The sequence below is a fragment of the Sorangium sp. So ce204 genome, from assembly GCF_051526795.1.
In the GTDB taxonomy this organism is placed as follows: Bacteria; Myxococcota_A; Polyangia; order Polyangiales; family Polyangiaceae; genus Sorangium; species Sorangium cellulosum_B.
This window is the reverse complement of the sequence record NZ_CP150317.1, coordinates 5,484,429-5,497,810: the sequence shown is the minus strand read 5'-3', so window position 1 is coordinate 5,497,810 and position 13,382 is coordinate 5,484,429. Positions and strand designations below refer to the sequence as shown.

The 13,382-nt window shown below is 73.9% G+C and carries 10 protein-coding genes; 4 read left to right on the top strand and 6 right to left on the bottom strand.

Annotated elements, in window-relative coordinates; genetic code table 11:
- Positions 1–135: 135 nt before the first annotated feature.
- The 4 genes from WMF22_RS20345 to WMF22_RS20330 all read right to left on the bottom strand — a co-directional run bounded on the left by WMF22_RS20345 (position 136) and on the right by WMF22_RS20330 (position 3,750).
- A complete protein-coding gene (locus WMF22_RS20345) occupies positions 136–636 on the bottom strand; it encodes a hypothetical protein (protein WP_437300707.1) in 501 nt (166 codons plus the stop codon).
- A 79-nt stretch (positions 637–715) separates the two neighbouring features.
- The gene (locus WMF22_RS20340) at positions 716–1,858 is read right to left on the bottom strand and encodes a hypothetical protein (protein ID WP_437300706.1); all 1,143 of its coding nucleotides are present in this window, start codon (positions 1,856–1,858) and stop codon (positions 716–718) included.
- Positions 1,859–3,130 carry a tetratricopeptide repeat protein gene (locus WMF22_RS20335; protein ID WP_437300705.1) on the bottom strand — a complete coding sequence of 424 codons (1,272 nt, stop codon included), beginning with the start codon at positions 3,128–3,130 and terminating at the stop codon, positions 1,859–1,861.
- Positions 3,127–3,750 (bottom strand): RNA polymerase sigma factor, encoded by a 624-nt coding sequence (locus WMF22_RS20330; RefSeq protein ID WP_437300704.1) that lies wholly within the window; start codon positions 3,748–3,750, stop codon positions 3,127–3,129. The genes WMF22_RS20335 and WMF22_RS20330 overlap by 4 nt, the downstream gene beginning before the upstream one ends.
- 329 nt (positions 3,751–4,079) lie before the next feature.
- Here WMF22_RS20330 and WMF22_RS20325 point away from each other — a divergent pair, with 329 nt between their 5' ends.
- Positions 4,080–4,907, top strand: a complete 828-nt coding sequence (locus WMF22_RS20325; protein WP_437300703.1) for an SPOR domain-containing protein — start codon at positions 4,080–4,082, stop codon at positions 4,905–4,907.
- A gap of 57 nt (positions 4,908–4,964) precedes the next feature.
- On the opposite strand, the gene nikR is transcribed toward WMF22_RS20325, so the two are convergent.
- Together nikR and WMF22_RS20315 are read right to left on the bottom strand one after the other, a co-directional pair.
- Positions 4,965–5,390 (bottom strand): nickel-responsive transcriptional regulator NikR, encoded by a 426-nt coding sequence (nikR, locus tag WMF22_RS20320; RefSeq protein WP_437300702.1) that lies wholly within the window; start codon positions 5,388–5,390, stop codon positions 4,965–4,967.
- A 13-nt stretch (positions 5,391–5,403) separates the two neighbouring features.
- Positions 5,404–6,522 (bottom strand): hypothetical protein, encoded by a 1,119-nt coding sequence (locus WMF22_RS20315; RefSeq protein WP_437300701.1) that lies wholly within the window; start codon positions 6,520–6,522, stop codon positions 5,404–5,406.
- Between the two features lie 298 nt (positions 6,523–6,820).
- Here WMF22_RS20315 and WMF22_RS20310 point away from each other — a divergent pair, with 298 nt between their 5' ends.
- The 3 genes from WMF22_RS20310 (at position 6,821) to WMF22_RS20300 (ending at position 13,379) form a co-directional block, all read left to right on the top strand.
- Complete coding sequence (locus tag WMF22_RS20310) at positions 6,821–8,056, top strand: SPFH domain-containing protein (protein ID WP_437300700.1); 1,236 nt, start codon at positions 6,821–6,823, stop codon at positions 8,054–8,056.
- Between the two features lie 141 nt (positions 8,057–8,197).
- Complete coding sequence (locus tag WMF22_RS20305; protein ID WP_438036758.1) at positions 8,198–10,093, top strand: protein kinase domain-containing protein; 1,896 nt, start codon at positions 8,198–8,200, stop codon at positions 10,091–10,093.
- 181 nt (positions 10,094–10,274) lie between these two features.
- Complete coding sequence (locus WMF22_RS20300; RefSeq protein WP_438036757.1) at positions 10,275–13,379, top strand: response regulator; 3,105 nt, start codon at positions 10,275–10,277, stop codon at positions 13,377–13,379.
- The last annotated feature ends 3 nt before the right edge of the window (positions 13,380–13,382 follow it).

Sequence of the window (13,382 nt, the reverse complement as noted above, 5' to 3'; positions counted from 1 at the left end):
CTCGCGGGGGCCGGCGCATGATGCGTCGAGGGGAAGCTCTCGTCGCGAGACCGAAGCCGTCATCGCGGTTGCATGTCGTCGCGCGGGTCCGCGGGCAGACCGAGGTGGACTGGCCAGGTTCGTCGACCTCGACCTTCAGTCACATTCGTACTTCCACATGCAGAAGCCCTGTTCGTCCCGGAGGCCAGGCCCGTGGAACATGTGCCAGCACTCCATGCCGCTCGGGCACGTGGTGTTCTCGTCGCAGGGCAACTCGCAGACCGAGTTGCACACCGGCGTGGCGGTGCCGCTCGGCGGCCGCGGGCAGTCCTCCGCCGTTTCGCACTCGTAGTTGCATTGCGCCGCCACATCGCACCACGTCGATCCATCGTCTTGTCGCTCGGCGACGTACGCCACCCTGCACCTGCGCTCTTCACCGCTCGGTTCGGGATCCGGACAGACGTGGGGGAGGGCGAAGTTGCCCTCGTCCCCGGAGGAAACGCAGGCAGCCCACGGCCCTTCGGTGGCCCCCTCGACGGTGGTCGCCAGGTGGACTTGCACGATCGGATCGACATGGCGGTCGCCGCACGCCGCCTGAGCGGACGCGAAGGCCGCCGACAAGCCCAGAGCCCAGCGCTTCGTAGCCGTGATCTTCATTGGGTCCTCCACGCCGCGCGCCGACGCGCCCGGCGTCAAGATGGTCTGCGCTGAGGTCACGGAAGCTGCCCATTTCGGCTCACGGCAACACGACCTCCACCCCGAGAGACGCGCCCAGGAACGGGCGACCCCACGCGTCCGTCGCGCGGCCTGCGGCGTCGAGCACGATGCGCGGCACCGCGATCCCGGCGAGCAGGTGCTCGCTGATCCGCAGGTGTGGAGTCGGCGCAAACGAGAGCCCTGCGCGCAGGTACGTCGCGACCGCGTACGCGTCCTCCGACCTGCCGGCGTACCGGGGCGAGCGGCCTTCGCCCTCGACGTGCAGCCAGGCGGCGGCGAGCCCTGCGCCGGCCGATGGCAGCCACGCGGCGTCCGTGGGGCCGAGCGGGACGCGCACCCCCAGGGCGGCGAGCGCTATGCGCGTGTGCCGCGTACCCTCTTTGCCTTCACGGCTCGCGCTGGCGAGCGGGATCTGGACGAAGGTGGAGAGCCCCAGACGAGACCAGATCATCGCGTACCCGGACACGTCCACCATCGGGGTGGCAGGCACGCCGCCTGCGCTCCACAGGATCGCTGGCGCCGCCCCGACGCCGAACGTCATCGGTGCTCTTCGGGTTGCGCCTGGCCTTGCGGCCGGGGAAGGGGGCACGCGGGAGGCGCCGTCGGCTCGCGGGCGCGCGGCGGCGACGGGCGCGGGCCTGGCCGGCGGTGGCTCTTGCATGTCGACGACGGCGCGAGCCTCGGGATCGGCTTCGACCTCGCCCTGCGACGGACGGGGCGAGCGCACATCCAGGAGGCTCGCGCGCAGGAGCTCCACCGCGCGAACCGCGACCGTGGCTGGATCATCGGCCATCACGGCGCTGTGGACCGATTGATCCGTCGCACCATGGGCGATCGAGACCTCGACGCCACCTGGCACCTCCGTCACCCGGATCTCCGCCGCCGCTCCGGCCTCGCGCGCGCTCGTCTCGATCGGCCCCTGGGAGGGCGGCTCGGCGCCGCCCCTCACGACAACCACGGTGAATCCGAGCGTGGCGAGCTCGGCATAGACCCGGGCCATGATGGGGTCGGACCGGCGATCGGCGATCAGGACGACCTTCGGGCGTGGAGGCTCCGGCGGTGGCTCCGGCGGCGCCGCGCGCGCTTCGGGTGCGATGAGGAGGCAGAGCCCGAGCGCCCAGGCTCCGCCGTGCGCCGCGCGAGCCGGCCTTCGAGACGGCATTCACTCCCCCTCGAGGAGATCCCTGGCGTGCGCGGCGTGGGGCCCCGCCGGATAACGCGCCAGGTAGCGGCGTGCGGCCTCACGGGCCTCGCTGGCCGAGCCCATCAGCGCCCGGCATTCGATGACCCTCCCGAGCGCCTCCTGCGCAAAGGATCCGCCCGGTTGCTCTTCGAGGTACACGAGGAACCAGCGCTCGGCCTCGGCGTACGATCGCCGCTGGTCGAACGCCATCCGGCCGAGGTGGAAGGCGGCCTTCGCCGCCTCGCCCGAGCCCGCGAACCGGCGCCGCGCCGCGGTGAGCGCCGCCGCGGCGCGATCCGGCTTCCCGGAGAAGCGCGCGACGTCCGCGAGCGCCAGCAGATCCGCCGCGCTCGCGCGGGCGACGAGCCCGTCGAAGCCCTCGGCTTCGGCCGCCGTCATGGCCTCCTGGTACCTGTCGCTGGCCACGAGATCGCGCCAGCTCGGCCGGCGCGGGGAGGCGTCCGTGGCCTTCTCGACCATCGCTCGTTCGCCGGCGCCGGCCGCTGCGGGGGCCGGCTCGGAAGCCGCCGGAGCGATGGGCGCGGGAGGCGGCGGTGGCAGGGCGGCGGCGCGCAGCTCCCCGCGCGTGAGCTCGAAGCGCTGCTCTTTGCAGAAGACCTCGAGCGTCTCTCCCGCAGCGACGGCGCGCCGCCCGCCCACGAGCGGCCCCGACACGGCGACCGATCCTTCCCGCAGCACCAGCTTGAGCCGCTCGCTCGCCGGGGACCAGCTCAGCTCGAAGCGCGTGCCGGTGACCAGCACGTCGAACGGGCCGACGTCGAAGCTCCACGCGCTCGTCGCGGTGTGGGTCACCGTCGCCGTGAGCCGGCCGCCTTCCAGCAGCACGCGCGCGCCATGTGCGTCGGCGGCCACCACGCGCGCCCGGGCGTTCGCGTCCAGCGCCAGGGACGTGCCGTCCGAGAAGGCGACCGCCAGAGGTGCATCCGCGCTGGCGGCGATCCACGCCCCGACCTGACCTTGCGCCGAGCCGACCGCGAACGAGAGCGACCGCGAGGACGGGAGCAGCACGAGGACCAGCGCCGCACAGACCCCCGCCAGCGCCACGAGGGCCGCGGGCGCGATCCACCGAGGACGCGGGGGGCCGAGGCGCGCAGCCCCGGGACGGGAGGATCCGCCGGCCGCGATCTCCAGGAACCGCCGGCGCGCACTGTCGAGATCCTGCGCCGCGAGCTCTTCATCCTGGGCCCGGCGGAGCTCACGGAGGCGATCGAGCGAGGGGCGATCGCTCATGACGCGCCTCCCTTCAGCCACTCCGCGAGGGCGGGTTGGTCCCGCGCCGCCTCGAGGAAGCTGGCCTCCGCGCGGGCCAGCCTTCGCTTGATGGTCGCGAGCGAGACGCCGCACGCGCCGGCGACCTCCTGGAGATCCATGCCCTCGATGCGCCGCAGCGCGAATGCGATGCGCTCGTCGGCCGGGAGCCGCTCCAGCGCGCGGTAGGTCGCGCGCAGCGCCTCGCGGGCCTCACCTTCGTACGGGGGCTCCACGAGGGGTGGGAGCTCGTCGGGGGCGAAGAACAGGAGCCATTTCCTGCGCGCGCGCCGCTGGATGCAGGTCCGCGCCGTGAACACGGCGACCGAGGTGATCCACGCCTTCAGCGCCGCCGGATCGCGCAGGGTGTCGAGGGAGGACAGCGCGCGGACGAAGGCGTCGTGATGCGCGTCGGAGAGGTCGCGGCTGCCGCCGAGCAGGCGGCCGAGGACGCGGAGCACGTGCCCGGAGAAGCGCTCGTGGAAGGCGGAGAGCGCGGCAGGATGCCTCGCGCGGAGGCCCTCCACGAGCGCCTCGTCGCTCGCATAGGCGACAACGCCCAGCCGTCGCGGGGGCGCGAGCGCGCCGGCGCGCATCACCATGATCGTGGGGCTCCGCTGGGAATGACCGAACGCCTCCTGCCGCCTCGTGACCCGATCGGCCCCCTTGAGTCACGGCAGCGCCGCGGGACGGCTCACCGCGGACGAAGCCCGCGGAGATCGGCCGGCCCCAGCGCGCGCCCGGCGTCAGCCGAGAACTTTCTCCGCGCGCGCCGCGCATGCGAGGCTGCCCGGCCCCGCCGACGCCGAAGCGCGCGCTCACCCGAGAGCGCTCGTTGCGCGACCGGACTTCTCCGGAAGATGTAGGATAAAGTAGCACACGAAAGTTGTGGGTCACCGGACGGGCAGGGTAGACGGGGCGAGGAGGACGCATGAGGCGCAGCAAGGGCGAGAGCATGGACACCGGGGCTGTGCGGAACCTCGAGGAGATCCAGGAAGAGGATCCCGGGGCTCGCCCGTCGCGCGCGGGCGCGCTGGTGCTGGCCTCGCTCGGCGGGGCGTGCATCGTCTTCGCGGCGGTGGCGCTCCTGCGCGCCCCGCACCGCGAGCGGCCGGTCACCGCCGATCCGCTCGGCGATCTGGTCGCGCGCGCCCACCCGGCCGGCGTGAAGCCGGCCCCGCGCCCTGCCACGATCGGGGAGGACGTGACCTTCCCCGCGGTCCTCTCGGACGCGGAGCACCCGACGACCGCGCTCGAGGCCGTGCGCGATCCGCGGGCGGCCAAGGCGGCCGCCTCCGCCGAGGCGCCCGCCGCGGAGCCCGCCCCGCCGCCTGCGGCGGACCGGCTGCCCGTGGTCCCGCTGCCGGCGCAGCACGTGCTCGGGCGTTCCGGAGGTGAGGTCGCCCCGAACGACACGCTCACCGCGATGGCTCGCCACGTGTCGCGCGAGGAGGGGCCCGAGACCGAGCGGGGAGGGCCTGGCAACTACCAGCTCCAGGTGAGCTCGTTCAAGGACCCCACCGACGCCGAGAACTTCGCGGCGGCCCTGCGCCGGCGCGGGCACAAGGCGTACGTCGAGCCGGCGTACGTCAAGGGCCGCGGCCTCTGGCACCGGGTGCGCGTGGGCCCGTTCAAGTACAAGCGCTCCGCCGTGATCTACCGGCAGGAGTTCGAGGCCAAGGAGCGCCTCGTGACGTTCATCGTCGACCCGCCCAAGACCACGGTCAAGGTGGCCGCCAGCCCCGGCGACGACGCGTAGATCAGGAGCGCTGGAGAGCGCTCATCCGTCGGCATGTGCGCGTGTGCGCCGCCCCCGCTACCGGCGGCGCGCCGCCCCCGGGAGCGCCGCGGCCGGCGTGAGCGCGCAGGACAGGACCCCCTTGGCCCCGGCGAGCTGCCCGGCGAGCTCGGACAGCTCCTCCCCGCGGCCCTTCAGCACCATCACCTGGAGCAGCCGGGCCGCGTCGAGGCGGACCAGCAGGCTGGAGACCAGAGATCCCGCGCGCCGCTCCTCCAGCTCGGAGATCCGCAGCACGAGCTCCCGCACCTCGGGCTCGTAGACGAGCGTCAGCGTGGCCGCGACCTCGGCCCCCTCGTCCAGCGCGGCGCGCGTCAGGTCCGCGCGGACGAGATCCCGCAGCGCCTCCGAGCGGTTCTCGTAGCCCTGCGCGGTGATGCGCCGATCGAACTCGGCCAGCAGCGCGCGATCCATCGCCACGCCGAAGCGGACCAGGTCGCTCATGGCTCGCCCCCGTTCAGCTCTTGCGCCGCTCGAGGTGCCGCCTCGCGGCGTCCTTCACCGGCGACGTCACGTTCTTGCTCTTCGCGATGCCCCGGAGATCGGACTCGCGCAGGTGCTGGACCAGCCGCGTCGCGACGAGCACCGGCGTCCTCGGGTTCTCGACGAGGTTCCGCTTCACCGTGTAGCTCTTCAGCCACTCGGGCGTCGTCGAGATGATCCGCAGCACCTCGTCCGAGATGTTCCGGTTGCGGCTGATGAGGACGACCTCCTCCTCCTGCATCTGCGGGCTGCGCACGGCGGCGCTGGCCACGAGGCGGTTCGAGTCGCGCACGAGCAGCATGCGCTCCTCGCGCGAGCCGAGCATCGCCCGCCGGATCCGCTGCGACATGGTCATGTCGGCGAGCCGCTTGTAGAGCGGGACGTACTGCTCCTTGATCGCCTCCTTGCCCTCCTCGTCCTCGACGTGGGTGTCGACCGGCTCGTCCGCGGCGAGCGCCTCCGCGAGCGCCTGCGTCTCGCTGAACAGCACGTCGTCCGGCGTGGGCTCGGGCGACGGCTCCGCGATGAGCTCGTCCTTGATCGCGACGCTGACCTCGCGCCACGCCGGGATGCCCGTGAGCTCGACGCCGTTGCGGGACGCGAGATCGACGAGGCGGTCGGCGGTCGACATCCGCGTGTTCTTGTTGAGGTAGAGCTTCTCGATGACGCGCGGGTTCTTGAGCAGCCGCTCCTCGTTGACGGCGATGAGCTCCGTCACCGCCTCGCCCCCGGTCCGCGCGAGCTCCTCGAGCGTCTCCGCGGCGACGCCCGGCATCGCGAGGAGCCTCTCGACGACCGGGAGGCGGTCCGCGTACGCGCGGGCCAGCCGATCGATGACCGGCGGCTGCAGATCCGCGCCGAGCGCCCCCTGGAGCAGCGGCTCGGGGAGCGCCGCCAGCGTCTTCTCCGCGGCCTCGCGGGCCGGCTCGTCCTCGCGCGACGCGAGCAGCACGAGCACCGTCACGACGTCGCCCGGCTTCAGCCCGGGGGCGATGCCGCGCGCCGCCATCTCCCTGAGCTTCTGCGGCGCGCCCGGCTGCGCCAGCTTCTGCGCGGGCGCCGAGAGGGCGCCGACGTCGATCGGCGCGGTCATCGAGGCGCCCTCGCCAGCGCGGCCCCATGTGGCGCCAGCGGCTCGAGCAGAGCAAGCAGAGCTAGCAGAGCTGGGAGAGCAAGCGGAGCAACGGGCATACGGTCCTCCCGGCGGGCATTGCTGCCCTGCGATCTGCGGACTATCCTGAGGCCGCTGTGTGCCTGAAAGGCGCGGCGATCGTCAACGGAGAACGAACGGCGCGGGCCCTGCGCGCCGTCTGCCGGAATGAAGCCCGAGGTCCCGGGGGGCAGGGGACCGGCAGATCCGTCACACCCAGCACACCGAAGAGGAGCGCGACATGGGGATTTTCGATTTCGTGAAGAGCGGCGTCCGCGAGATGATGATCGCGCGCCCGGACGCGGCGAAGCATCTCATCGTTTACAAGCACCCGGACCAGAACATCCCCTTCTGGTCGCAGCTGACGGTCGACAGCGATGAGTGTGCCCTCTTCTTCAAGGACGGCAGGTACATGGGTTACCTGCCCACAGGGCGCCACACCCTCCAGACCCAGAACATCCCGTTCCTGAACAACCTCGTCAACAAGTTCACGGGCGGGGACGTCTTCATCGCCGAGATCTTCTTCGTCAAGACGCAGCCGGTCCGCGGCGTGCCGTTCGGCGGGCCGCTGGAGTCGATGGAGGACCCCGTCCTCTACGAGTTCGTGACGCCGCGCATCTTCGGTGAGTTCTCGCTGGTGGTGGTCGATCCGGTGCGGTTCGTCGTCGGGTACCACGGGCAGTGCGGCGGCAGCGGCGACAACGACGTCGTCCTGAGCTGGATCAAGGGCAAGTTCTTCATGAGCGTGAAGACCGTGATCGGCCAGGTCTGCGCGCAGCAGCAGAAGAGCCTGCTCAACCTCGGCGGCATGAGCATGGAGCTCGGCGCCCGCATCGTGCAGTCCGCGCCGAACCTCGAGGAGATCGGCTGCAAGATCCTCGAGATCGGCAACTTCAACATCAACTTCTCGGCCGAGGAGCAGAAGCTCCTCCGCGAGGCGAACAAGGAGCGCGGCGATGCGCGCCGCGGCATCGGCATCGCGCAGGACGCCGCCCGCGCGAAGCAGTTCGAGCTCGATCAGCGGTTCCAGCAGGACGCGCGGTACGTGCAGCAGCTGGCGGGCAACTGGCAGAACTACGCCGCCGGCCAGGCGATGATGGGCGCCGGCCAGGGCATGGCGCAGGGCGGCGACGGCAGCGGCGTCGCGGGGCTGGGCGCCCAGGTGGCGATCGGCGCCGGCCTGGCGCAGGCGATGAACCCCGCGCTCGCCGCGCAGGGCCAGCCCCAGTTCGTGCCGCCGCACATGCAGCAGCCGGGTGCGCCGCAGGGCTACCCGGGTGCGCCGCAGGGTTACCCGGGTGCGCCGCAGGGCTATCCGGGCGCGCCGCAGGGCTACCCGGGTGCGCCGCAGGCTGCCCCGGCTGCAGCGCCGTCGATCGAGCAGCGCCTGGAGCGCCTCGGGGAGCTCAAGAGCAAGGGGCTCATCACCGACGAGGAGTTCCAGGCCCGCAAGGCGAAGATTCTGGAAGAGATCTGAGTTCTTACCAGGCGGCGCCGGCCGCCGCGCGCGGCGACCCGCGGGGGGGCGCTCCACCGCGGTCGCCAAACTGGCGCCATCTGATCCGAACCACTGAGCGCGCTTTCGGCTAGACTCGATGGGGTGCCAGTGACGCTCCGCATGGCCGGGGATGCTCAGCCCGAGATGACCGCCGGCGAGTCCGAGGCTGCCGAGCTGTTCCATCGGGAAGACATCCCGCGGCTGCACGGAGACGAATCATTTGCTCAGCCTCCGGCGCGCAGCGAGGTGCCGCCGGCGCGCAGCGAGGTGCCGCCGGCGCACAGCGAGGTGCCGCCGGCGCGCAGCGACGCGCCGCAAGCGCGCAGCGAGGTGCCGCAAGCGCGCAGCGACGCGCCGCTGCGCAGCGAGTTGCCGTTCCGCAGCGACGTGCCGCCGCGCGCGGATGCACTGCCAGCGCACGTCGGCGCGCGCCCGGCGCTCCCGCCGCTGCCGGCGCTCCCACCCCTGCCGGCGCGCTTCGACGGGCCGGCGCGCCGGGGGAAGGCGAAGCAGACCCCGCGCGCGCGGCGCTGCCCGACCTGCAAGCAGACCTTCTCCGGCGACTCCCGCTTCTGCCCGTTCGACGGCGATCCGCTCGCCGACGCGCCCGACTGGAATCCATCGGCCGATCCGATGCTCGGGCGCACCATCGACGGCCGCTACGAGGTGCAGGCGGTCGTGGGTGAAGGGGGGATGGGGACGGTGTACGAGGTGCGCCACAAGTCGCTCGGCCGCCTCTTCGCCCTGAAGGTGCTCCGGCGCGACATCGCGCAGGACGCCGAGCTCGTCGCCCGCTTCATCCAGGAGGCCAAGGCGGCCGCGGCGATCGGCCACCCCAACATCGTCGCGGTGAGCGACTTCGGCGCGATCGAGGTCGAGACGGGGCAGGCGGAGCTGCCGTTCTTCGTCATGGAGTTCCTCTCCGGGACCTCCCTCGCGTCGCTGCTGCGCACCGAGAAGACGCTGCCGGCCGACAGGATCGGGCAGATCATGCTCCAGTGCGCCGCCGCGCTCGGGGCCGCGCACTCCGCGGGCGTCATCCACCGCGACCTGAAGCCCGACAACGTGTACCTCGTCCGCAACGGCGATCAGGAGTTCGTCAAGCTGCTCGATTTCGGCGTCGCGAAGGTGACCGGCGGCAAGCGGCTCACGCGCATCGGCATGGTGTTCGGGACGCCGCACTACATGAGCCCGGAGCAGGCGGAGGGGAAGCGCATCGACGCCCGCGCCGACATCTATGCGCTCGGCGTCCTCATGTACGAGTGCTTCGCGGGGCGCGTCCCCTTCGAGGCGGACACGTACATGGGCGTGCTGACCAAGCACATGTACATGTCGCCCGAGCCGCTCGAGCAGGTGATGCCCGACGCCACAGCGCTCGGCGCGTTCGGCCCGATCGTCATGCGCTGCCTCGCGAAGAACCCCGAGGAGCGCTTCTCCTCGATGGCCGACCTCGTCGAGGCCATCGAGCTCGCCCTCGCTCCGCCGGGCCGCGTGACCTCCGTCGCGCCCCCGGGCGAGCTGCCTCGCCACGAGTCGATACGGCCGCGCGCGACCGAGTCGATGCGGCCGCGCGCGACCGAGTCGATGCGGCCGCGCGCGAGCGAGGAGATGCTCGCCCCGGTCCAGGCGCCCGCGGAGCCGTCCGAGCCGCTCTCGATGGCCGCGCGCGTGGCGATCGCGCTCGCGGCCGTCCTCGTTCCCATCGTCATCGCCCTCGGCGTCCGCGCCTTGCGCGCCTCGGCGCCCGAGGCCGCCGCCGCCGACGCTCCCGGCGGCGCCCTCCCGGCGGAGACGGCGCTCGCCAGGGTGATCGACGAGCCGCCCGCCGCGCCCGCGGCCGCGACGGCGGCGCCCGCGCCGACCGCGCAGGAGCCGCCCCGCACCCAGGGCACAGCCGCCCCGATCCCGCCGAAGCCGACCGCGGCGGCGGCCCGTCCGCCGGCGACCGCGGCGCCCACGGCCTCCATGGTAAGGCCGCAAGCCACCGGCGATATCGTCGATCCCTGGAAGCGCTGATCGCCCGATCGGCGCGCGACGAAACCTGGCCTTCCCAGCCGTCCTGTGTGCACGATGGACGACGTCGATCGCCGGGCCCGCGGCCGCGGGACAAGCGATCGACGGCAGCGGCGACGCTCAGGGCGGAGCGCTTGACAGCGTCCGTTCGGGCTCGCCATCCTTCGCGAGGCGGAAACCTCTAGTGGCCAAGCAACAGCTCCTCCTGGTCGACGCGGATCCGCGCAGCGTTCGGGTCCTCGAGGTCAGCCTGAAAAAGGCCGGTTACAGCGTGACCACCGCGAAGGACGGAGCGGACGCTCTCGCGAAGCTCGAGGTCTCCACGCCGGACCTCGTCCTCAGCGACACGCGCCTCCCCAACGTGGACGGCTATGCCCTCGTCCGCAAGATGAAGGAGCACGCCGACTGGGCCTCGATCCCGGTCGTCTTCCTCACGAGCCAGCGGTCCATCGAGGACAAGATCCGCGGGCTGGAGCTCGGCGTCGAGGACTACCTGACCAAGCCGATCTTCGTGCGCGAGCTCATCGCGCGCGTGACGCTGCTCCTCGCGCGGCGGACGCGCGAGGGGATCACGACGCGCCACTTCTCGACGACGGGGCGGACCAGGTTCTCCGGGTCGATCCTCGACATGAACGTCGTGGATCTGCTGCAGACGTTCGAGGTGAGCCGGAAGAGCGGGATCGTCCACCTGTCGCACGCGGACAACGAGGCGCAGGTCTACTTCCGCGAGGGCAAGGTCGTCGACGCGACGCTCGGCCGGCTCTGCGGCGAGGAGGCCGTCTACCGCGCGCTCCTGTGGAACGAGGGGACGTTCGAAGTCGAGTTCTGCAAGGTCGACAACCCCGACGGGATCGAGACGTCGACGCAGGGCCTCCTCATGGAGGGCATGCGCCGCGTCGACGAGTGGGGCCGGCTCCTCGAGGCGCTGCCGTCGCTCGCGACCGTCTTCGAGGTCGACAGCGAGGAGCTGCTGGAGCGGCTGAACGAGATCCCGGACGAGCTGAACGGGATCCTGCGCCTGTTCGACGGCAAGCGCACGCTGATGCAGGTGGTCGACGCGTCCCCGTTCGAGGATCTCTCGACGCTCTCGACCATCTCGAAGCTCTACTTCGAGGGGCTGCTGGTGCCCGCCGCCGCGCTCCCGCCCGACGACGTGGTGCCGAGCGAGCCGGAGGCGGCGTTCCACGACGAGTTCTCGCCGCTCTCGTCGCCGTCGAGCGCGCGGCGCTCCAACTACCCCGAGGGGGGCCCGGGGAACGCCGGCTCCGACGACCTCGAGGACGCCGCCGTGGTCCCGGCGCCGCTCTCGAACCGGGTCTCTCCCGCGGTGCTCCCGCGCTCCCGGCCCGGTCACGAGCTGCACGCGCCGGCGGGGGACCCCGACGCGGAGTCCCCCGGGCGCCCCGTGACGACCCGCAGCGCGGTGCACGGGCCAGGGGCGGTCGGCCGAGCGGCCAGCGCGAGCGCCGCCGCGGCGCGCTCCGCGCCGTCGGAGCCGCCGCGGAGCGCCGTGTCGGCCGCGACGGCGCGCTCCGGCGCGGCGGGTGGCCGCGCGCCGTCGGAGCCGCCGCGGAGCATCGTGTCGGCCGCGGCGGCGCGCGCCGGCGCGACAGGGGGCCGCGCGCCGTCGGAGCCGCCGCGGAACGCCGGGGTGCGGCCCGGGGCCGCGGGTGGCCGCGCGCCGTCGGAGCCGCCGGGGAACGCCGTGACGCGCCCTGTCGCGGCGGGTAGCCGCGCGCCGTCGGAGCCGCCGGGGAACGCGGTGGCGCGCCCCGTCGCGGCGGGCGGCCGCGCGCCGTCGGAGCCACCGAGGAACGCCGCATCGCCTGCCGAGGCCGCCCGGGTCACGCGGCCGCGCGCCGAGGTCGATCTCGACAAGGACACCACGCTCGCGAGCAGCGATGAGGCCCCGCTCACGCGACCGCTCGTGACGCCGCGCAGCTTCGCGCAGAAGCAGCGATCCACGAGGAGCGACAGGCCCGCGGCCGCGGCCGCTCCCGCCGAGCAGCGCGTTCGCTCCACGCCTCCCGAGGCGCCCGCAGCGGCGCCCGAGGCGCCCGCGGCGGCGCTGCCCGAGCCCGCGGCGGCGCCCGCGCCTGCGCTTGCGGCGGCAGCGGGCGTCGCGTCGCCCGCTGGCGAGGAGCGCACCGCGGCGGCGTCGACGAGCCCCACGCTGCGCCCCCGCCCGCCGAGCGACGCGCCGCCGCCTGTCGCCTTCCCGCGCGCGGCGGAGCGTGCGCAGGCGCCCCAGCCCGTCGAAGCGAAGGCCGGAGAGGCGCGCCCGATCGATGCCTCCCCGCCGCCGCTGCCGGTGCCGGACGCGGCCCCGGCGGCGAGCCTCGCGGCGGCGCCGGACGACGCGCCTCCTGGCGACCCCGGGCCGATCAGCGAGAGCGAGCGCTTCTTCCTCGGCGGCGGGGTGGACGCGCCGGAGGGGATGGCGGCGCGGGAGCATCCCTCGGCCGAGGACGCCGACACGACCGCCGGCGCGGTCGAGGCCACGCTCTTCGGGCCCCGCCACGAGGAGCGCCGGGCCCGCATCGCGCGGATCGTCGCCGGCCTGGTCACGGCGCTCGCGCTCGGGGCCGCCGGCGTGTGGCTGGTCGGCCAGACGGGGCGCCCCGTGCCAGCGGCGCCGGTCCATGCGCCCTTGCCGGAGGAGGGGCCGGCGGGGCAGCACTCCGCGGCGGTGCCCGCAGCGGCTCTGGCCGCGTCGGAGCAGGAAGGAGAGCCGGCGGCGGCGGCCGCTGCCGCGGAGGGGCTCTCCGCGGCGCCGCCCGCCGACGCCCCGGCGAGCCAGCCGACCGCGCCGGCCTCGGCGAGCGCGCGGGCGAAGCCTGCCGCGGCGAGCCCCGCGCCGGCCGGAGCGCCTTCCGAGCACGCTTCGCACGCGCCGACCACCCACGCGGCGCCGCCGAGCGCGGCGGCGACCGCGGGCCAGGCCGCCGCACCGACGCGGGAGCCGGAGCCCTCGGCTGCCCCGCCCGCGTCGGCACCTGCCGCGCCCGCGCCTGCCGCGCCCGCGCCCGCTACGCCGGGCGAGGAAAGCGGGCCCCTCTCGACGCGCGTGATGCGCGCCCTGGAGTCGGGGCAGACCGGCAAGGCGGTGCAGCTCGCGCAGCAGCTCACGGCCGCTTCCCCGGGGAGCGCCGCGGCGTGGCACCTGCGTGGCGCCGCAGAGCAGGCGGCCGGGCGCGGCGGGCGGGCCTCGTTCCGCAAGTGCGCCGAGCTCTCCTCGCCCGAGTCCTCGCTCGGCGCCGAGTGCCGCGCGCTCGCCGGCATGCCGTGAGCG